The 18,828-nt window shown below is 74.5% G+C and carries 15 protein-coding genes; 10 read left to right on the top strand and 5 right to left on the bottom strand.

Annotated features, from left to right (window positions below):
- Window positions 1–21: 21 nt before the first annotated feature.
- Together ABT026_RS05725 and ABT026_RS05720 are read right to left on the bottom strand one after the other, a co-directional pair.
- Window positions 22–954, bottom strand: a complete 933-nt coding sequence (locus ABT026_RS05725) for a siderophore-interacting protein (RefSeq protein ID WP_351112515.1) — start codon at window positions 952–954, stop codon at window positions 22–24.
- Between the two features lie 130 nt (window positions 955–1,084).
- Window positions 1,085–2,005, bottom strand: a complete 921-nt coding sequence (locus ABT026_RS05720) for a 5'-3' exonuclease (RefSeq protein WP_351112513.1) — start codon at window positions 2,003–2,005, stop codon at window positions 1,085–1,087.
- A gap of 185 nt (window positions 2,006–2,190) precedes the next feature.
- Here ABT026_RS05720 and ABT026_RS05715 point away from each other — a divergent pair, with 185 nt between their 5' ends.
- From ABT026_RS05715 to ABT026_RS05705, 3 genes are all read left to right on the top strand, one after another.
- The gene (locus ABT026_RS05715) at window positions 2,191–3,291 is read left to right on the top strand and encodes a quaternary amine ABC transporter ATP-binding protein (protein ID WP_351112511.1); all 1,101 of its coding nucleotides are present in this window, start codon (window positions 2,191–2,193) and stop codon (window positions 3,289–3,291) included.
- On the top strand, window positions 3,291–5,921 hold the full coding sequence (locus tag ABT026_RS05710) for an ABC transporter permease/substrate binding protein (RefSeq protein ID WP_351112509.1): 2,631 nt from the start codon (window positions 3,291–3,293) through the stop codon (window positions 5,919–5,921). Before ABT026_RS05715 ends, ABT026_RS05710 begins: the two co-directional genes overlap by 1 nt.
- Window positions 5,922–6,191: 270 nt before the next feature.
- A complete protein-coding gene (locus ABT026_RS05705; RefSeq protein WP_351112506.1) occupies window positions 6,192–6,776 on the top strand; it encodes a helix-turn-helix domain-containing protein in 585 nt (194 codons plus the stop codon).
- Between the two features lie 69 nt (window positions 6,777–6,845).
- Here the strand turns inward: ABT026_RS05705 and ABT026_RS05700 are convergent, their stop codons facing one another.
- The gene (locus ABT026_RS05700; protein WP_351112504.1) at window positions 6,846–8,066 is read right to left on the bottom strand and encodes a TDT family transporter; all 1,221 of its coding nucleotides are present in this window, start codon (window positions 8,064–8,066) and stop codon (window positions 6,846–6,848) included.
- A gap of 71 nt (window positions 8,067–8,137) precedes the next feature.
- Between ABT026_RS05700 and ABT026_RS05695 the strand changes: the two genes are divergently transcribed.
- A complete protein-coding gene (locus ABT026_RS05695; protein ID WP_351112502.1) occupies window positions 8,138–9,088 on the top strand; it encodes a LysR family transcriptional regulator in 951 nt (316 codons plus the stop codon).
- 83 nt (window positions 9,089–9,171) lie between these two features.
- Here the strand turns inward: ABT026_RS05695 and ABT026_RS05690 are convergent, their stop codons facing one another.
- On the bottom strand, window positions 9,172–9,870 hold the full coding sequence (locus tag ABT026_RS05690) for a gamma-glutamyl-gamma-aminobutyrate hydrolase family protein (protein WP_351112499.1): 699 nt from the start codon (window positions 9,868–9,870) through the stop codon (window positions 9,172–9,174).
- A gap of 201 nt (window positions 9,871–10,071) precedes the next feature.
- Here ABT026_RS05690 and ABT026_RS05685 point away from each other — a divergent pair, with 201 nt between their 5' ends.
- From ABT026_RS05685 to ABT026_RS05670, 4 genes are read left to right on the top strand one after another with little or no spacing between them, the layout of a single operon-like run.
- Window positions 10,072–11,436 carry a glutamine synthetase family protein gene (locus ABT026_RS05685; RefSeq protein WP_351112497.1) on the top strand — a complete coding sequence of 455 codons (1,365 nt, stop codon included), beginning with the start codon at window positions 10,072–10,074 and terminating at the stop codon, window positions 11,434–11,436.
- Window positions 11,437–11,461: 25 nt separating this feature from the next.
- Entirely contained in the window at window positions 11,462–12,856 is a 1,395-nt protein-coding gene (locus ABT026_RS05680; RefSeq protein WP_351112495.1) for an aldehyde dehydrogenase family protein, read from the top strand.
- Window positions 12,853–13,644: a 3-oxoacyl-ACP reductase gene (locus tag ABT026_RS05675; RefSeq protein ID WP_351112493.1), complete on the top strand. Its 792-nt coding sequence runs from the start codon at window positions 12,853–12,855 to the stop codon at window positions 13,642–13,644. Before ABT026_RS05680 ends, ABT026_RS05675 begins: the two co-directional genes overlap by 4 nt.
- A 27-nt stretch (window positions 13,645–13,671) precedes the next feature.
- On the top strand, window positions 13,672–14,949 hold the full coding sequence (locus tag ABT026_RS05670) for an HAD family hydrolase (RefSeq protein ID WP_351112491.1): 1,278 nt from the start codon (window positions 13,672–13,674) through the stop codon (window positions 14,947–14,949).
- An 84-nt stretch (window positions 14,950–15,033) separates the two neighbouring features.
- On the opposite strand, the gene ABT026_RS05665 is transcribed toward ABT026_RS05670, so the two are convergent.
- A complete protein-coding gene (locus ABT026_RS05665; protein WP_351112489.1) occupies window positions 15,034–16,236 on the bottom strand; it encodes an amino acid deaminase/aldolase in 1,203 nt (400 codons plus the stop codon).
- A 139-nt stretch (window positions 16,237–16,375) separates the two neighbouring features.
- Here ABT026_RS05665 and ABT026_RS05660 point away from each other — a divergent pair, with 139 nt between their 5' ends.
- Complete coding sequence (locus ABT026_RS05660) at window positions 16,376–17,482, top strand: hypothetical protein (RefSeq protein ID WP_351112487.1); 1,107 nt, start codon at window positions 16,376–16,378, stop codon at window positions 17,480–17,482.
- A 122-nt stretch (window positions 17,483–17,604) separates the two neighbouring features.
- On the top strand, window positions 17,605–18,747 hold the full coding sequence (mycP, locus tag ABT026_RS05655; RefSeq protein WP_351112773.1) for a type VII secretion-associated serine protease mycosin: 1,143 nt from the start codon (window positions 17,605–17,607) through the stop codon (window positions 18,745–18,747).
- The last annotated feature ends 81 nt before the right edge of the window (window positions 18,748–18,828 follow it).

Here is an 18,828-nt window from a genome sequence, read left to right as displayed (position 1 = left end):
CGGTCACGGTGATCGGGGCCGTCAGGCTGCGGCGGGGGAGAGGACCCGGGCGGAGGCCTGCCCGGAGGCGGCGTCGGCGGGCTCGGCTGCTGCGCGGGCGGCGGGCGTGCCCGCGGGGGCGTCACCCTCCTGCTCGGCCTCGACCGCGGCGTTCCACTCGGGCTTGGCGGCCTGCCAGCGGTCCTCGGTGTGCCCGATCCGCCAGTAGCCGGACACCGAGAGGTCCTCACGGGGGATCTGCCGCTCGACGCGCAGCATCCGCCGCAGGTCGCGCACGAAGGCCGCCTCGCCGTGCACGAAGGCGTGCGGGCGGCCCTCCGGCCACTCCATGGACGCCACGGCCGCGACCAGCAGCGAGCCCACCGGGGCGTCACCCCGGTGCAGCCAGACGATCTCCGCGTCGGTGTCGATCTTCTGCTCGTCCTCCGGTCCGGAGACCTCGAGGAACGCGCGGACCTCCGCCCCCTCGGGCAGCGACTCCAGGGCCGCCGCGACGGCCGGCAGGGCACTCTCGTCGCCGACCAGCAGGTGCCAGTCCGCCGTGGGATCGGGGGCGTAGGCGCCACCGGGGCCCAGCATCAGCATCGTGTCGCCCGGACGGGCGGCCAGGGCCCAGGGACCGGCCAGGCCCTCGTCGCCGTGGACCACGAAGTCGACGGTCAGCTCGCGCAGTTCCGGGTCCCAGGCGCGGACCGTGTAGGTGCGGGTGACCGGCCACTGCTCCCGGAGGAACTCCTCGCGGACCTGGGCCATGCTGAACGGCTCGGGGTACTCGACGCCGTCGGCCGGGAACACCAGCTTCACGTAGTGGTCCGTACGCGTCCCCGCCTCGAAGGCGGACAGCCCCTCGCCGCCGAAGACCACCCGCTGCATGTGCGGCGTGAGCCGCTGGGTGCGGATCACCCGCCCGAGATGCGGCTTGGGCGGAGACTTGCGGACGGGGCGCGCTGCCATGACTGGCCTCCCTGCGAGTTAGCTTAGGCTCCCCTAAGCTAACACCGAATCAGTGGTCACGGTCCGATGTGGCGAGAAAGTCGCTGGCGTTCTTCGAGCACGGCGCTCCCGCCGCCCCCGACCGCGCCCCTCACGCCTCCAGGGTGAGCAGCAGCCGCTGGAGCGAGCCGCCCAGGTTCCATCGTGCGCCCAGCGCCTCGACCATCTCCGGATCCCGCGGGCCCTTCGGCAGCGTCGGGTCGACCTCGGGCAGCGGCACGTCGGAGGCCACCCGCACCACCTTCGGCGCCACCGCCACGTACGGCCGCGACTCGTCCAGGCGACGGCGCTGCGCCGGGGTGAGGCCGGAGGCCGGGTCGTCCACCGCGGCCATGATCCCCGCCAGGTCCCCGAACCGGTCCAGCAGCTTGGCGGCGGTCTTCTCGCCGACGCCGGGAACGCCGGGCAGGCCGTCGCTCGGGTCGCCGCGCAGCAGCGCCAGGTCCACGTAGCCGCGGCCGTCCACCCCGTACTTCTCGCGCAGGGCCGCCTCGTCCATGATCTGCGGGTTGCCGACGCCCTTCACCGGATAGAGCACCCGCACCCCGCGCGCGTCGTCGACGAGCTGGAACAGGTCGCGGTCGCCGGTGACGATGTCCACCGGCCCGCTCGCGCGCGCCGTGAAGGTGCCGATCACGTCGTCCGCCTCGTACCCCGCCACCCCCACCCGGGCGATGCCGAGGGCGTCCAGCACGGCCTCGATCACCGGGACCTGCGGGGAGAGGGTGTCCGGCACCTCCTCGGCGTCCGGGCCGCCCTCGCGCTCCTCGGCCACCCGGTGCGCCTTGTAGGAGGGGATCAGCTCCACCCGCCAGGCCGGCCGCCAGTCCGCGTCCATGCAGGCCACCAGCGCGTCGGGCCGGTGGTCCTTGACCAGCCGGTCGATGAAGTCCAGCAGCCCGCGCACCGCGTTCACCGGCATGCCGTCCGGCGCCTTCACCGATTCGGGCACGCCGAAGTACGCGCGGAAGTAGAGGGAGGCGGTGTCGAGAAGCATCAGTCGTCCGGTCACGGTTCGCCATCTTGCCGTACCGGTGGTTGAGGCGTGTCTCGGACGGGACACGAATGTGAGCGTGCCGTGTAGGCGGCCTGAACAGGTGTTTGCCCCCGTGGGGTCCGGGCAGGCACGGGTCTTGTCCGGGCCGTTGCAGTTGCCAACGGCCCGGAGGTACGGACGGCAGGACGAGAGGCTGAACGGTGTCATCCAGGTTGCGGGCCGAGAACGTCTACAAGGTGTTCGGAAGAAGACCCGAGCAGGCGGTGGAGCGGCTGCGTGCGGGCGCCGACCGCGAGGAACTGAGGGCCGACGGCATCACCGCCGCCGTCGTCGACGCCTCCTTCACGGTGGAGCCGGGCGAGATCTTCGTGGTCATGGGCCTGTCCGGGTCCGGCAAGTCCACGCTGCTGCGCATGCTCAACGGGCTGCTCGAGCCCACCGCCGGCAGCGTCAGCTTCGACGGGCAGGACCTGTCCGCGCTCTCCGCCGCCGAGCTGCGCACCCTGCGCTCACGGCGCATCAGCATGGTCTTCCAGCACTTCGCGCTCTTCCCGCACCGCACCGTGCTGCAGAACGCCGCCTACGGCCTCGAGGTCCAGGGCGTCCCGCGCGCCGAACGGGAGAAGCGCGCCACCGAGTCGCTCGCCCTGTGCGGCCTGGAGGGCTGGGAGAAGTCCTGGCCCGACGAGCTGTCCGGCGGCATGCGCCAACGCGTCGGCCTCGCCCGCGCCCTGGCCACCGACGCCGACCTGCTGCTGATGGACGAGTCCTTCAGCGCCCTCGACCCGCTGATCCGCCGCGAGATGCAGGACCAGCTGCTCGAACTGCAGAAGACCCTGCACAAGACCATCGTCTTCATCACCCACGACCTCAACGAGGCCATGCGCCTCGGCGACCGCATCGCCGTCATGCGCGACGGCGAGATCGTGCAGATCGGCACCGCGGAGGACATCCTGGTCCGCCCCGAGGGCGAGTACGTCGCCTCCTTCATCCGGGACGTCGACCGCTCCAAGGTGCTGACCGCGGCCTCCGTGATGGACCCCGCCACCGGCGGCGGCAAGCCCGCCTGCGACTGCCCCGCCGCCGGCCCGGACACGCCGTTCGACGAGCTGTGCGCCTTGGGCGCACGCACCGGCCACCCCGTCGCCGTCGTGGACGCCGCGGGCGACCTGGTCGGCACCGTCTCGCAGGAGCGGCTGGTCGCGGTGATCGGCGACGTCGACCCCGACGACGCCGAGGGAACCCGGCGGAGCGCCGACTGCGGCCGGCCGGCCGCCGGCGCCGGGGAGGTGGCGGCCTGATGCCCCGCATCACCTTCGGCGAGTGGGTCAACAGCGGGGTCGAATGGCTCCGCGCCCACCTCGCCTGGTTCTTCGACCTCTGCAAGACCGTCTTCGAAGGCGCCTGGGACGGGCTGGACGCCGTCCTGCAGGCGCCGGAGCCGCTGCTGATGACCGGCATCCTGGCGGTCGTCGCCTGGCGGCTGCGCGGCCTGTCGGCCGGCCTGCTCAGCTTCCTCGGCTTCGCGTTCGTGGACGCGCTCGGCCTGTGGTCCGACTCCATGTCCACGCTCGCGCTGCTGCTGGTGGCGACCGTCATCGCGCTCGCCGTGGGCGTGCCGGTCGGCATCTGGGCGGCCCGCTCGGACCGGGTGAGCGCCGCGGTGCGCCCGGTGCTGGACTTCATGCAGACCCTGCCGGCCATGGTCTACCTGATCCCGGCCATCATCTTCTTCGGCACCGGCGCCCCCGCGGGCATCGTCGCCACCCTCATCTTCGCGGTGGCCCCCGCCGTCCGCCTCACCGAGCTGGGCATCCGCCAGGTCGACCCCGAACTGGTCGAGGCGGCCGAGGCGTTCGGCACCACCCGCCGCAACACGCTGCTGCGCGTCCAGCTGCCGCTGGCGCTGCCCACCGTCATGGCGGGCGTCAACCAGGTCATCATGCTGGGCCTGTCCATGGCGGCCATCGCCGGCATGGTCGGCACCGGCGGCCTCGGCGGCGCGGTCAACGAGGCCATCGGGCAGCTCGACGTCGGGCTCGGCGCGGAGGCCGGCCTGTCGATCGTGATCCTCGCCGTGTACCTCGACCGGATGACCTCCGCGCTGGGCCGTGAGCTGTCGCCGCTGGGCCGCCGCGCGGCCGCGGCCGTGCGCGCCACCGGGCTGTCGCGGGTGCTGTCCTACCGGCCCCGGCCGGTCGTCGCGGGCGCCGGCGTGGTCGCGCTGGCGCTCACCGCGGGCCTGCTCGGCGCGGTCGGCGGGACGGGCACCGCGCCCGCCACCGCCGTCGGCGACGCCGCGGACGTCGGCAAGGGCAAGAAGGTCACCATCGGCTACGTCACCTGGGAGGAGGCCGTCGCCTCCACCTTCGTCTGGAAGAACGTGCTGGAGCAGCGCGGCTTCGACGTCGAGGTGCAGCAGTACGAGGTGGCGCCGCTGTACACCGCGCTCGCGAACGGCGACATCGACTTCCAGACCGACGCCTGGCTGCCCACCACCTCCGGCCCCTTCCTGAAGAAGCACGGCGGCAAGGTGGAGAACCTGGGCGCCTGGTACGGGCCCACCTCGCTGGAGCTGGCCGTCCCCGCGTACATGGACGGCATCGACTCGATGGCCGATCTCAAGGGCCGCGCCGACGAGTTCGGCGGGAGGATCACCGGCATCGAGCCCAGCGCGGGCGAGATGGAACTGCTGAAGAACAAGGTGCTGCCCGCCTACGGGCTGAAGGACGAGTACAAGGTGGTCGACAGCTCGACCCCGGCCATGCTCGCCGAACTCAAGCGTGCCTACGCGGCGAAGAAGCCGATCGCGGTCACCCTCTGGTCGCCGCACTGGGCCTACAACGACTTCGAGCTGAAGAAGCTGAAGGACCCCGAGGGCGCCTGGGGCTCCGGCGACAAGATCCACACGCTGGCGCGGGACGGGTACTCGCAGGAGAACCCGGTCGTCGCCGGCTGGCTGCGCGACTTCTCGATGTCCGAGAAGCAGCTCACCGGGCTCGAGGCGGAGATCAACGCCGCGGGCAAGGGCAACCAGGACAAGGCCGTCAAGGCGTGGCTGAAGAAGCACCCCGAGCTGGTCGACAAGTGGGCCCCGCTCCCCAAGGGCGCGAAGGGCGGCAAGGGCGACGCGGAGACCCGGCAGCCGCTGGAGGTCGCCTGGTTCCCGTGGGAGGAGGACGTCGCCGTCACCTACCTCTGGAAGCACGTCCTGGAGGAGCGCGGCTACCGGATGAACCTCAAGCAGATGGACGTCGGCCCGGTCTACACCGGCCTCGCGAGCGGGGACGTCGACCTCAACTTCGACGCCTGGCTGCCGCACGCCCAGAGCAACTTCTGGGAGAAGACCAAGGACGACCTGACGGACCTCGGCAGCTGGTACGAACCGACCTCCCTGGAGATCGCCGTGCCCTCCTACGTCAAGGGCGTCGACTCCATGGCGGACCTCCGCGGCCGCGCCGAGGAGTTCGACGGCCGGATCATCGGCATCGAGCCGGGCACCGGCGAGATGAACCTACTGAAGAAGGACGTCCTGCCGGCCTACGGGCTCGAGGACGAGTACAAGGTCGTCGACGGCTCCACCCCCGCCATGCTCGCCGAACTCAAGCGGGCGTACGCGGAGAAGAAGCCGGTGGCGGTCACCCTGTGGTCGCCGCACTGGGCCTACGACGAGTACGAGCTCACCAAGCTCGCCGACCCGAAGAAGGCGTGGGGCGCGGGCAACAAGATCCACACCATCGCCGCCGGGGACTTCACCGAGCGGTACCCGCGGCTCGCCGGCTGGATCAAGGGCTTCCGGATGTCCGAGAAGGAGCTCGCCTCGCTGGAGGCGGAGATCGTCCGCCGGGGCAAGGGGAAGGAGCCGCAGGCCGTCGAGGCGTGGCTCGAGGAACACCCGGACGTGCCCGGCCGGATGACCTCCGGCGGGTGACGGCCGGCGGTCCGGACGTCACCTCGTGCACGGGGAGGATCCGGACGGCCACGTAGTGCTACGCTCCGACCCCGGCTGCCCTCGCAGCCGGGGTCGGACCCGTTCGTACGGTCCGTCGTGCGACGGACGCGGATGGTGACGGTTCGTCGAGTTCTGTTTGGCCGCAGGGCCGGGGGTCAAGGAAGTCTTCGACAGGACTTCCCGCACCATGGAGTACGCGCGGGTCTTCTCGGGCGCGCGCCGACAGCAGCGAGGGAGGGAGCCGGAGCGATGGGCGACCACAAGGAACAGCCCCTTCGGGTGGGGGCGGCCGTCCGGCGGCGCCGACGCGCGCTCGAACTCACCCTCGCCGCGGTGGCCGAACGCAGCGGCCTGTCCGTGCCGTTCCTCAGCCAGATCGAGAACGAGCGGGCGCGGCCCAGCCGGCGGTCCCTGGACAAGGTCGCCGACGCTTTGCGGACCACTGCGGTGGAACTGCTGGCGGCCGCCGACCCGGCCTGCAGCGTCGACCTGGTGCGCGGTGAGGGCTTCGGAGACGAGAGCGCGGTGCCGGCGGTGGGGGAGACGCGGACCCGCACGCTGGTACGCGGGCACCACCAGATGCACGCCACCGAGATCAGCGGGGAGTACGACGCGGGGCGCGAGTTCCAGCACCGCAACGACGAGCTGATGTACGTCGCCGACGGCGCCGTGGAGGTCGAGGCCGAGGGCCGCGCCTACCGGCTGGGGCGCGGCGACACGCTCTACCTCACCGGCGGGGTCCGGCACCGGTGGCGGGCCACCGAGCCGGGGACGCGGGTGGTGGTGGTCGCGGTGGCCGAGCACATCGAGGCGACGCAGGACCGGGCGCGGTAGGACCGCGGGCGGTACGACCGAGGGCGGTGGCGGAATCCGCGCCGCCCGTGCCTCGTCCCGCGGCGGGGGTCAGACCGTCGCCGGGGTGCGCCCGGGGGCGGTCGCCGACGGGGCGGCGGCTTTCGACGGGCCGGCTTCGGTGGGGACGGCTTCGGTGGTGGCGGCTTCCGCCGGAGTGGTGACGGGTGCGACCGGCAGCGGCTTGGCGGGCAGCGGCCCGGCGGCCGCCGGGCCGGCCAGGAGGTCGCCGCGGCGCAGGCCCCGCGCGGTGCCGAACGCCGCAGCGGTCCACGCGGCGAGCAGCAGCGCGAGCAGGGCCACAGCCAGGGCGTCGAACACGGCGAGGCCCGTCCGGTGACCCAGCGCGGTCGCGCCGGTCACGCAGGTCCCCACCGGGAAGGTGAACGCCCACCAGGTCATCGCGAAGCCCATGCCCGCGCGGACCGCGCGCACCACCAGGGCGGCCGCGAGGGCCAGCCACAGCAGGGCGAAGCCGGTCACCGGGACGCCGTAGAGCACCGCCGTCACGCCCGCCACCTCGGCGTACGGGGCGGGGACCGTGCCCGGTGCGACGGCAGCGAGGTTCCCCGCGGCGGTGCTCGACTGCCCCAGCGGGCCCAGCACCAGGAACAGGGTCGGGGTGAGGGCCAGGGGCGGCGGCCCACCGGTGAGGAGCCGGGCGAACACCACGGGCAGCGTCACCAGCACCGCCAGCAGGCTCAGGCCGAAGAGCGCCAGGCACAGCGCCAGCATCGTCCGCCGGGCGGCGCCCTCCGGCAGGTGGGGGACCAGCAACGGGCCCAGCGCCGCCGAGACCATCGGCGCGACCAGCGGCAGCAGCCAGGCGGGCGCGGCGTCGGCGAGGGAGGGGCGGTGGCGCACCACCATCAGGTACGGGACGGCGACGGCCGCCGCCAGGCCCGTCAACGTGCCCGCGGTGAACAGCGCGGCGTCCAGGGCGACGGCGGCGGGCAGTCCGATCCAGTCCCGGCCGACCGTCACCGCGCCGCCGCCCACGGCCAGCAGCGCCATCGACAGGCACCCGTAGAACGGGGCCACGGAGGCGTCCAGCAGGTGGCGGCGGGCCTGGTCGCCGTGATGCCGCCAGTGCAGGGCGCGGGCGGTCAGCAGCGCCGCCAGCATCAGCGAGGAGAGCGCCCACAGGCCGGCCCAGAGCCCGCGCAGCCCGCCGAGCGGTGCGGGAAGCCCCGCGCCGGCGGTGCCGAGGACGGCCGTGCCCATGACGGCTGCGTACCAGTTGGGGCCGAGATGACGTACTGCGCGGATCATGTTCCCCAGCGTCCGGCGCGGGCCCCGGGGCGGGCAGAGGGCTCGTTCCTATGAGGACATAAGCTGAGGTTATGAGCAGCCGCCCCGACGACCAGCACGACACCCGGCACGACGCCTCCCACGTGGCCGGGTCCCTCGCCCACCGGGTGCCGGACCTCGGGGCGCTGGAGCTGCTGCTGGCGGTGGCGCGGCTGGGGAGCCTGGGCCGGGCGGCCCGCGAGCTGGGCGTCTCGCAGCCGGCGGCCAGCAGCCGGGTGCGGTCGATGGAGCGCCACCTCGGGCTGGCCCTGGTGGACCGCTCGCCGCGGGGCTCCCGGCTCACCGACACCGGGCAACTGGTGGCGGACTGGGCCCGCAAGGTGGTCGAGGCGGCGGCGGCGTTCGACGCGGGCACACAGGCGCTCAAGGACCGGCGGGACTCGCGGCTGCGGGTCGCGGCCAGCATGACGATCGCCGAGTACCTCCTGCCGGGGTGGCTGATCGCGCTGAGCGAGCGGCGGCCCGGCACGGCGGTGTCGCTGCACGCCGGCAACTCTGCGGAGGTGGCGCGGCGGGTGCGGTCCGACGAGGCCGACCTGGGGTTCGTGGAAGGGCTCACCGTGCCGGAGGGGCTGGACTCGGCGGTGGTCGCGCACGACCTGCTGCTGGTGGTCGTCGCGCCCGGGCACCCGTGGGCGCGGCGGCGGCAGCCGGTGACGGCCGAGGAGCTCGCCCGCACACCGCTGATCCTCCGCGAGGAGGGGTCGGGGACGCGGCAGGTGCTGGAGGTCGCGCTCGGCGGGCTCACCCGGCCGCTGATCGAGCTGTCCTCGACGACGGCGGTGAAGACGGCGGCGGTCGGCGGGGCGGGGCCGGCGGTGGTCAGCGAGCTGGCGGTCGCGGAGGAGGTGGCGGCGCGGCGGCTGGTGCCGGTGCGGCTCGACGCGTCCCTGCGGCTCGGGCGCGACCTGCGCGCCGTCTGGCCCACCGGCCACCGCCCCGTGGGCCCCGCCCGCGAGCTCCTCGCCCTCACCCGCGTCTGACCCCCTGCCTCGCGGGCCTGCTGCTCCATGTGAGGCCCTGGGGGAGGACCCCCATCGCCCCCTGGACGCACGCACGGGGACGGTTACGCGCGGGCCGGGGCGGTGGTGCGGGTGAGGGCGTGGAGGAGGCGGAGGTCGGTGGCCATCTCGGGGTGCCACTGGACGCCGAGGACCAGGTCGGGCCCGGGCCGCTCGACCGCCTCGACCGTCCCGTCGGACACCGCCCGCGCCGCCACCACCAGCCCCGCCCCCAGCCGGTCCACCGCCTGGTGGTGGAAGGAGGGCACCGAGGTGACCTCGGGGACCAGTTCCGCGTACCGGGTGCCCGGGACGGGAGCCACCGCGTGCCGCCCGAACACACCAGGCGCCCCCGCGTGCCCGTCCAGGTGCTGCACCAACGTGCCCCCGAGCGCGACGTTCAGCAGCTGCATGCCGCGGCAGACCCCCAGCAGCGGCACCCGCGCCTCCAGCGCCGCCCGGATCAGCGCCAGCTCCCACGCGTCACGCTCCGGCGCCGGCGGTCCCGTGCGGGGGTCGCGCTGCGCGCCGTAGCGCGCGGGGTCGACGTCCGGGCCGCCCGCGATCAGCAGGCCGTCGAGCCGGGCCACCGTCTCCGCCGCCCGCTCGGGCGCGTCCGGCGGCAACAGCGCCGCGATGCCCCCGGCCCGCTGCACCAGCCGGTGGTAGCCGGACGGCAGCAGGGCCGCGTCCAGTTCCCACGCACCCCACCGCACCCCCGCCTCCAGGTAGGTGCTGACCCCGATCAGCGGACGTCCGGTCATGCGGCACTCCTCCCACGGTCCTGCCGCACACCCTTGTGGGTACCGTTCAGGTTTTCAACCCGAGGGAAACGGAGCCCCAGGGGGTGGGGGACGCCCCGGGAACCCCCGTCGCGCCCTCTTCCCCGGTGAACGCCCCGAACCGTACGTTAAGGCTCCGGCAGGCCGAACAGCCTGTGCGTGAGCCTGAAGGAGGACCGTCCCATGGCCGACCGCACACCCCACCTCGGCGTCGACGAACTCAAGGCCCTGGTGACCGCCGGAGAGATCGACACCGTCGTGCTCGCCTTCACCGACATGCAGGGAAGGCTTCAGGGCAAGCGGTTCGCCGCCCGCTTCTTCCTCGACGAGGTGCTCGACCACGGCACCGAGGGCTGCAACTACCTGCTGGCCGTCGACACCGAGATGAACACCGTCGACGGCTACGCGATGTCCTCCTGGGAGCAGGGCTACGGCGACTTCGCCATGTACCCCGACGTCAGCACCCTGCGGCGGATCCCCTGGCACCCCGGCACCGCCCTGCTCACCGCCGACCTCGCCTGGTCCGACGGCAGCCCCGTCGCCGAGTCGCCCCGGCAGATCCTGCGCCGCCAGCTGGACCGGCTGGCCGCCCACGGGCTGACCGCCAAGGCGGGCACCGAGCTGGAGTTCATCGTCTTCAAGGACACCTACGAGCAGGCCTGGGACGCCGGTTACCGCGGCCTCACCCCGGCCAACCAGTACAACGTCGACTACTCGGTGCTCGGCACCGGCCGGATGGAACCGCTGCTGCGCCGCATCCGCAACGAGATGGCCGCCGCCGGGATGGTCGTGGAGTCCGCCAAGGGCGAGTGCAACCCCGGACAGCACGAGATCGCGTTCCGCTACGACGAGGCGCTCACCACCTGCGACCAGCACGCCCTGTACAAGACCGGGGCCAAGGAGATCGCCGCGCAGGAGGGCCTCTCGCTGACCTTCATGGCCAAGTACAACGAACGCGAGGGCAACTCCTGCCACGTCCACCTCTCGCTGTGGGACACCGACGGCCGCAGCGTGATGTCCGGCGACGGCGAGGACGGCATGTCGGAGACCATGCGGTACTTCCTGGCCGGACAGCTCGCCGCGCTGCGGGAGTTCACCCTGCTGTACGCGCCGAACATCAACTCCTACAAGCGGTTCCAGCCCGGCTCGTTCGCGCCGACCGCCGTCGCCTGGGGCCACGACAACCGCACCTGCGCGCTGCGCGTCGTGGGCCACGGGCAGTCCCTGCGGTTCGAGAACCGGCTGCCCGGCGGCGACGTCAACCCCTACCTCGCCCTGGCCGGCCTGATCGCTGCCGGCCTGCACGGCATCGACCAGAAGCTCGAACTCCCCGACGCCTGCGCCGGGAACGCCTACGCGGCCGGCTACGACCGGGTGCCCGGAACCCTGCGGGACGCCGCCGACCTGTGGGAGCACAGCGACATCGCCCGCACCGCCTTCGGCGACGAGGTGGTCGACCACTACCTGAACATGGCCCGCGTCGAGGTCGCCGCCTACGACGCCGCGGTCACCGACTGGGAGCTGCGCCGCTCCTTCGAACGGCTCTGAGACCCACCGTGGAGAACGGAACGGCATGAGCAACCCGTACGACCTCGACGTGCTCGACCCGGCCACGGCCAAGGTGATCGCCACCGTCCCGGGAGCCACCGAGGAGGACGTCGACACGGCCGTCCGCCGGGCCGCCCGCGCGCAGACCGCGTGGGCGGCCCTGGCCCCCGGCGAACGCGCCCGCCTGCTGCGGCGGTTCGCCGCCGTCGTCGACGAGCACGTCGAGGAACTGGCCCGCACGGAGATCCGCCAGGCCGGGCACACCGCCGGCAACGCGCGCTGGGAGGCCGGCAACGTCCGTGACCTGCTGGACTACGCGGCCGGCGGCGTGGAACGGCTGAACGGCCGCCAGATCCCGGTGGCCGGCGGCGTCGACGTCACCTTCCTCGAACCGCTCGGCGTGGTGGGCGTGATCGTGCCGTGGAACTTCCCGATGCCCATCGCCGCCTGGGGGTTCGCCCCGGCGCTCGCGGCGGGCAACGCGGTGGTCCTCAAGCCCGCCGAGACCACCCCGCTCACCGCGCTGCGGCTGGCCGAACTGGCTCTGGAGGCAGGGCTTCCCGAGCACCTGCTCCAGGTGCTCCCGGGGCGCGGCGACGTCGCGGGCGAGGCGCTGGTCCGCCACCCCGGCGTCGCCAAGATCGTCTTCACCGGCTCCACCCGTGTCGGCAAACGCGTGATGACCCTCTGCTCCGACCAGGTGAAGCGGGTCACCCTGGAACTCGGCGGCAAGAGCCCCAACATCGTCTTCGCCGACGCCGACCTGGAGGCCGCCGCGGCCGCCGCCCCGATGTCGTTCCTCGACAACGCGGGGCAGGACTGCTGCGCCCGCACCCGGATCCTGGTGCAGCGCCCGGTGTACGACCGCTTCCTGGAGCTGCTGGAGCCCGCCGTCGCGTCCGTCCGGGTGGGCGACCCCGCGGACGAGGGGACGCAGATGGGACCGCTGATCTCCCGCACCCAGCTGGAGAGGGTGCGCACCCTGGTGGACGACGCCGTGGACCGGGGCGCCGCGCCCGCGGTCCGCGGCGAGGCCCCCGACGGCCCCGGTTTCTGGTTCCCGCCGACCGTGCTCACCGGCGTCGCACCGCACGCCCCGGCGGCCCGCGAGGAGATCTTCGGGCCGGTGGCCGTGGTGCTGCCCTTCGAGGACGAGGCGGACGCCGTCCGGCTCGCCAACGACACCGAGTACGGGCTCTCGGGCTCCCTGTGGACCCGCGACGTGGGCCGCGCCCTGCGGGTCTCCCGGGCCGTGCGGGCCGGCAACCTGTCGGTCAACTCGCATTCCAGCGTGCGGTACTGGACGCCGTTCGGCGGCTTCGGCTCCTCCGGGATCGGCCGGGAGCTCGGCCCGGACGCCCTGGCCGCCTTCACCGAGACCAAGAACGTCTTCATCAGCACGGAAGGGTCCGACCGATGACCGACACCCTTGAGCAGCCCGTCTGCCGCCGCCTCGTGGGCCGTACCGCCGTCGTCACCGGGGCGGGCAGCGGCATCGGCCTGGCGACCGTCCGCCGTCTCGCCGCGGAGGGCGCGCACGTGGTGTGCGGCGACGTCGACGAGACCACCGGCAAGGCCGCCGCGGACGAGGTGGGAGGGCTGTTCGTGCAGGTGGACGTCACCGACCCGGAGCAGGTGGAGGCGCTGTTCCGCACCGCCTTCGAGACCTACGGGTCGGTGGACGTGGCCTTCAACAACGCCGGCATCTCGCCGCCCGACGACGACTCCATCCTGGACACCGGACTGGAGGCGTGGAAGCGGGTCCAGGAGGTCAACCTGACCTCGGTGTTCCTGTGCTGCAAGGCCGCCATCCCGTACATGCGGCGGCAGGGCAAGGGCTCGATCATCAACACGGCGTCCTTCGTGGCCCGGATGGGCGCGGCCACCTCGCAGATCTCCTACACCGCCTCCAAGGGCGGCGTGCTCGCCATGTCCCGTGAGCTCGGTGTGCAGTTCGCCCGCGAGGGCATCCGCGTCAACGCCCTGTGCCCCGGCCCCGTCAACACCCCGCTGCTGCGGGAGCTGTTCGCCAAGGACCCCGAGCGGGCCGCGCGCCGGCTCGTGCACATCCCGGCCGGCCGGTTCGCGGAGGCCGAGGAGATCGCCGCCGCCGTGGCCTTCCTCGCCAGCGACGACTCCTCCTTCGTCAACGCCACCGACTTCCTCGTCGACGGCGGCATTTCGGGCGCGTACGTCACGCCGCTGTAGCGGACGGAGGTGTACGGTCCCGGGCATATGGGACACCTGAAGCGACGACGCCCGTTCCTCCGTGCCGCCCGGACCCTCGCCGCGGCCATCGCCCTGGTGGCCGCGGCGGCCCCGGCGCCGGCCGCCGCCCCGCGGACGGCCCCGGCCGCCGACTGCCCCCGCCTCGCCGGGGACTGGGCCGGCGGCAACCGGGAGCGGCTGCAACGGCTGATCGACACCGTGGGGCCGTGCGCCACCGGCCGGCGCGGGGCGCGCCCGGTCGCCGTCTTCGACTGGGACAACACCCTCGTCAAGAACGACGTCACCGACGCCACCCTCTCCTGGGCACTGCGCCACGACCGGCTGCGGCGGCCCGCCGACTGGTCCGACACCAGCCCGTGGCTCACCCCCGCCGCCGAAGGCGCCCTGCGGGCGGCCTGCGGACGCAAGCCGGCCGGCGGCGCGATGCCCACCTCCGCGATGCCTGCCTGCGCCGACGAGATCTCCCTGATCCGCGAGACCGGGCGCACCGCCGCCGGCGAGCCCGCCTTCGCCGGGTCCTGGAACCACCGCCGCACCGTCCCCCAGTACGCCTGGGTGCCCCGGCTGTTCGCCGGACTCACCGAGCAGGAGGTCCGCGAGGTGGCCGCGGCGGCACGGAAGGAGGCGCTGGCCGCGCCCGTCGGCTCCACGGTCCGGCTGGGCACCCGCTCCGTTCCCGGCTGGGTCCGCTACTACGACCAGCAGCGCGAACTCGTGGCCGCCCTGCGGCAGGCCGGGTTCGCGGTCCACGTGGTCTCCGCCGGGTTCGAGCCCGTCACCGAGGTCTGGTCAGGGGCCCTCGGCGTGGACGCCAGGCACACCGCCGCCATCCGCGCCGTCACGGACGCGCGGGGGCGGATCACCATGGACGCCGCGGGCTGTGGGGGGGTGGGCGTCAACCGGGGCGAGGCGATCCCGTACATCGAGGGCAAACGCTGCTGGATCAACGAGCGGATCTACGGGGTGCGGGGCGCGGCCGCCTGGGAACGGCAGCGGCCCGCGCGCCGTCCCGCGCTCGGCGCGGGCGACGCGGACACCGACGTCACCTTCGTGGGCGACGCCACCGGGCTGCGGGTGGTGCTCGACCGGCACAAGCCGGAGATCATGTGCCGGGCGCTCGACGACGCCGACGGCAGGTGGCTGGTCCAGCCGATGTTCCTCCAGCCGCTCGCCCCGCCGCGCGCCCCCTACCCCTGCTCCACCACGGCCTTCACCCTGCCCGACGGCGGCGAAGCCCCGGTCCGCCGCGACGACGGCACCGTCATCCCCGACCAGCCCCACTGAGTACCGTCCGTGTTGCTCGGAGGTGAGCCCCGAATTCGCTGCTGGAGCAGCGAATTCGGGGCTCACCTCGCATGATGCCTCACCTCAGAGGAAGGTCATGCCCTCGCCCCGGTAGGTGGGGGCCGCGGCGACGACCCGGTCGCCCTCCACCAGGTGCAGGGTGTCGAAGCGTTCGCACAGCTCGCCCGCCTTGGCGTGACGGAACCACACCCGGTCGCCGACCAGCAGGTCGTCCGCGGCCGCCCCCAGCAACGGCGTCTGCACCTCGCCGGCGCCCTCCATCGCGTCGTACCGCAGCCCCTCCGGCAGGTACGGCTGCGGGAGCCGGTCCGGGCCGGGCGCGCCGGACGCCGGGTAGCCGCCGCCCAGCACCGTCACCGCGCCCACGCCCGGCCGCCGCACCACCGGCTGGGCGAACAGCGCGGCCGGGCGGGCGTGGAAGGACGTGTAGTGGTCGAAGAGCCGCGGCACGAACAGCCCCGAGCCCGCGGCCACCTCGGTGACCGCCTCCTCCGCCACCGTGTGCTGCACGCTCCCCGTGCCGCCGCCGTTGACGAACTCCAGGTGCGGCGCGACCTCACGCACCGCCCGGACCGCCGCCGCCCGCCGCGCCGCCAGCTCGCGCCGCGCGGCCGCCTGCATCAGCCGCACCGCGCGCGACTTCAGCGGCTTGCCGGCCACCGCGTCGCCCACCCCGGCGACGTGACCCTCGTACGCCATCACGCCGACCAGCCGGAACCCCGGCCGGGCGGCCACCGCGCGCGCCATCTCGGCCACCTGCTCCGGGGCGTGCAGCGGAGAGCGGCGGGCGCCCACCCGGATCCGCCCGCCCAGCAGCCGCAGCGAGGTGTCCAGCTCCACACAGACCCGGACCGTCTCCCGGCCCTCCCCGCGCGCCTCCTCGATCAGCCGCAGCTGCGCCGGATCGTCGACCATGACCGTCACCGCGGCGGCGAGCTTGGGGTCGGCGCACAGCTCGGCGAAGGCCGAGCGGTCCGCGGACGGATAGGCGCAGAGCACGTCGCCGAAGCCGCCGCGGGCCAGCCACAGGGACTCCGGCAGGGTGAACGACATGATCCCGGCGAACCCCGGCCGCGCCAGCACACGCTCCAGCAGCGGCCGGCAGCGGACCGACTTGCTGGCCACCCGCACGGGTTTGCCGCCGGCCCGGCGGACCAGGTCGTCGGCGTTGGCGTCGAAGGCCTCCAGGTCGACGACGGCCAGCGGCGCGTCGAGATGGGCGGTGGCCCGGTCGTACCGGGCCCGGTCGGCGGCTCGGGCAGTCATGGTCGCAGCGTGCCAGGCATGGGCACGCCAGGGTAGGGGGACGATCCGGGCAGATGCCGCGACCGCGAGAACCGGTTCCCGTGCCCGCGGCGTCTGGCCGTAGAGTGACGCGCACACCAGGCACGAGGCGGGGGTGGAGATGAGCACGGAAGCGCGCCGTCCGGCGCCGCCGGTCCGGCCGCCGCACGACCCGCCGCCCTCCGCCACGCCCCGCTCCCCGCAGCACGGCGAGACCGAGCAGGCCACCGGGTCCGGGACGCCGCCTCCGCCCCCGGCGACCGCGCGGTTCCCCGACACGCCCCCGGCCGTGGGGTCACGGCAGACCGCCCAGGAGACCACCGTCCGCCTGCGCCCCGTGCCGTCCGGCCCGGTCCGGCGCGCGACGCCCGAGCGGCCGCCGTGGGGACCGCCGAACGCCGGCCCGGTCACCGACTCCGCCTCCTCGGCCGCGCCCTTCGGCTCCCCGGCGCCCGGCGCCGCCCCCGCCCCCGCTCCTCCGGCACGCCCGCGCGGGCGGCTGGGCGCGGCGCTGGCCTGCGGGCTGCTGGGCACCGGGCTGCTGGCCGCCGGCGTCACCGCGGGGATCACCGGCGGGGCCGACGGCGGCGCGGACTCCTACGCCGAGGCCCGCGAGATGTGGCGCACCACCCCGGTGGACGAGCTCTTCCCGCCCTCCGTCAAGGGCCGGGACCTCGGCCCCGGCGGCGCCGACCGCACCTGGAAGCGCGTCGCGGTCGCCCCCGACGGCGACTGCTCCGGCGCCTTCGACCCCGCGCTGCGCAGGACACTGGCCGCGGTCGGCTGCGAGCGCCTGCTGCGCGCCACCTACACCGACGCCACCCGAAGCCACCTGGTCACCGTCGGCCTGCTCTTCACCGAGGGCGACGCCGACCGGATGCGCGCGCTGCGCACCAAGGTGGCCAAGGGCCGGCTGGACCGCAGCGCCGACCGGCTGCCCCGCCCGTACGCGGCCGAGGGCACCCTCGCCGAGGGGTTCGGCGACGAGCAGCGGGCCTCGTGGGCGATCGACGTGCTCACCGAGGCGCCTGTCGTGGTCTACGCCGTCTCCGGCTGGGCCGACGGCCGTGAGGTGAGCGAGCCGGTGCCGGCCCCGGACGCGCTTCAGGGCTCCGTGGACGCGGCCCCCGCGCAGGCCGGGCTCGGCCACGACGCGGGCCGGCTGGCCGGCCTGTTCGCCCGGGACCTCCGCAAGGCCGTCGCCCCGCCCCGGGAGACCCCGTCGTGACCCACACCCCCCGCACCCCGCACGGCCCCGGCACGACCGGCGGCCGGGCGCCGGCCTTTGAGGACGCCCCGGATCCGCGCCGGGCCGCCCCGCGCCGCCGCGCGGCCGGTCCCGGCCGACGGGTGGCCGGCCTGGGCGCCGTGCTGGGCGCGGTCCTGGTGCTGCAGCCGGCGACCGTGGCGCACGCCGACCTGATCCGGGACGGGCAGTGGGCGCTGCGCGAGCTGCGCGCGGAGCAGGCCTGGCGGACCACGCGCGGTGCGGGCGTCACCGTCGCCGTGCTGGACACCGGGGTCGACGCGGACCACGAGGACCTGGCGGGCAACGTACTGACCGGCAAGGACCTGGTCGGCTTCGGCGCCGGGCCGGGTGACGACGCCTGGGCGGGCCACGGCACCGCCATGGCGGGCATCATCGCCGGTCACGGCCACGGCTGGAACCACGGCGACGGCGTGATGGGTCTCGCCCCGGAGGCCCGGATCATGCCGGTGCGGGTCATCCTCGAGGAGAGCGACCCGCAGCTGTCCAAGGCCCGGCGGACCCGCGCGAACGCGCTGGCCGAGGGCATCCGGTGGGCCGTCGACCACGGCGCGGACGTCATCAACCTCTCGCTGGGCGACGACTCCAAGTCCGCCCACCCCGAACCCGAGCAGGACGAGGCCGTGCAGTACGCGCTGGCCAAGGGGGTCGTCGTGGTGGCCTCGGCCGGCAACGGCGGCGAGTCCGGCAACCGGGTGTCCTACCCGGCGGCCTACCCCGGCGTCATCGCGGTGACGGCGGTGGACCGCGACGGCAGGCGGGCCGACTTCTCCACCCGGCGGTGGTACGCCACGGTCAGCGCGCCCGGCGTGGACGTGGTGACGGCCGACCCGGACGGGCAGTACTACGAGGGCTGGGGCACCAGCGCGGCGGCCGCGTGGGTGTCGGGGGCGGCGGCGCTGCTGAAGTCGGAGCACCCCGAGCTCACGCCCGCCCAGGTCAAGCGGCTGATCGAGGACACCGCCCAGGACTCCCCGAAGGGCGGACGCGACGACTCCCGGGGCCACGGCCTGGTGAACCCCGTCGGCGCGCTCCAGGCGGCGGAGAAGAGCGAGCCGGAGGAGCGGCGGGTGGCCGCCCAGTACGCCGACCGGTACTTCGGGGACGGGCCGGGCGACGCGGTCGGCGAGTCCGACGGCCCGGACTGGGCGTTCCCCGCCGCGGGCGCGGGCATCGTCCTGCTCCTGGCCGCCGCCCTCCTGGTCCGCCCCCGCGTCCGCCGCTGACGCGACCAGGTCCCGCGTCCGACGCCGACGCCACGAGGCCCCGCGTCCGCCGCCGACGCCACCAGGCCCCAGGCCCCCGGC

The sequence above is a fragment of the Streptomyces sp. NPDC002734 genome (genome assembly GCF_040295685.1).
Taxonomy (GTDB): domain Bacteria; phylum Actinomycetota; class Actinomycetes; order Streptomycetales; family Streptomycetaceae; genus Streptomyces.
The sequence above is the reverse complement of the archived record's forward strand: the minus strand, read 5'-3'. Positions and strand labels throughout refer to the sequence as shown.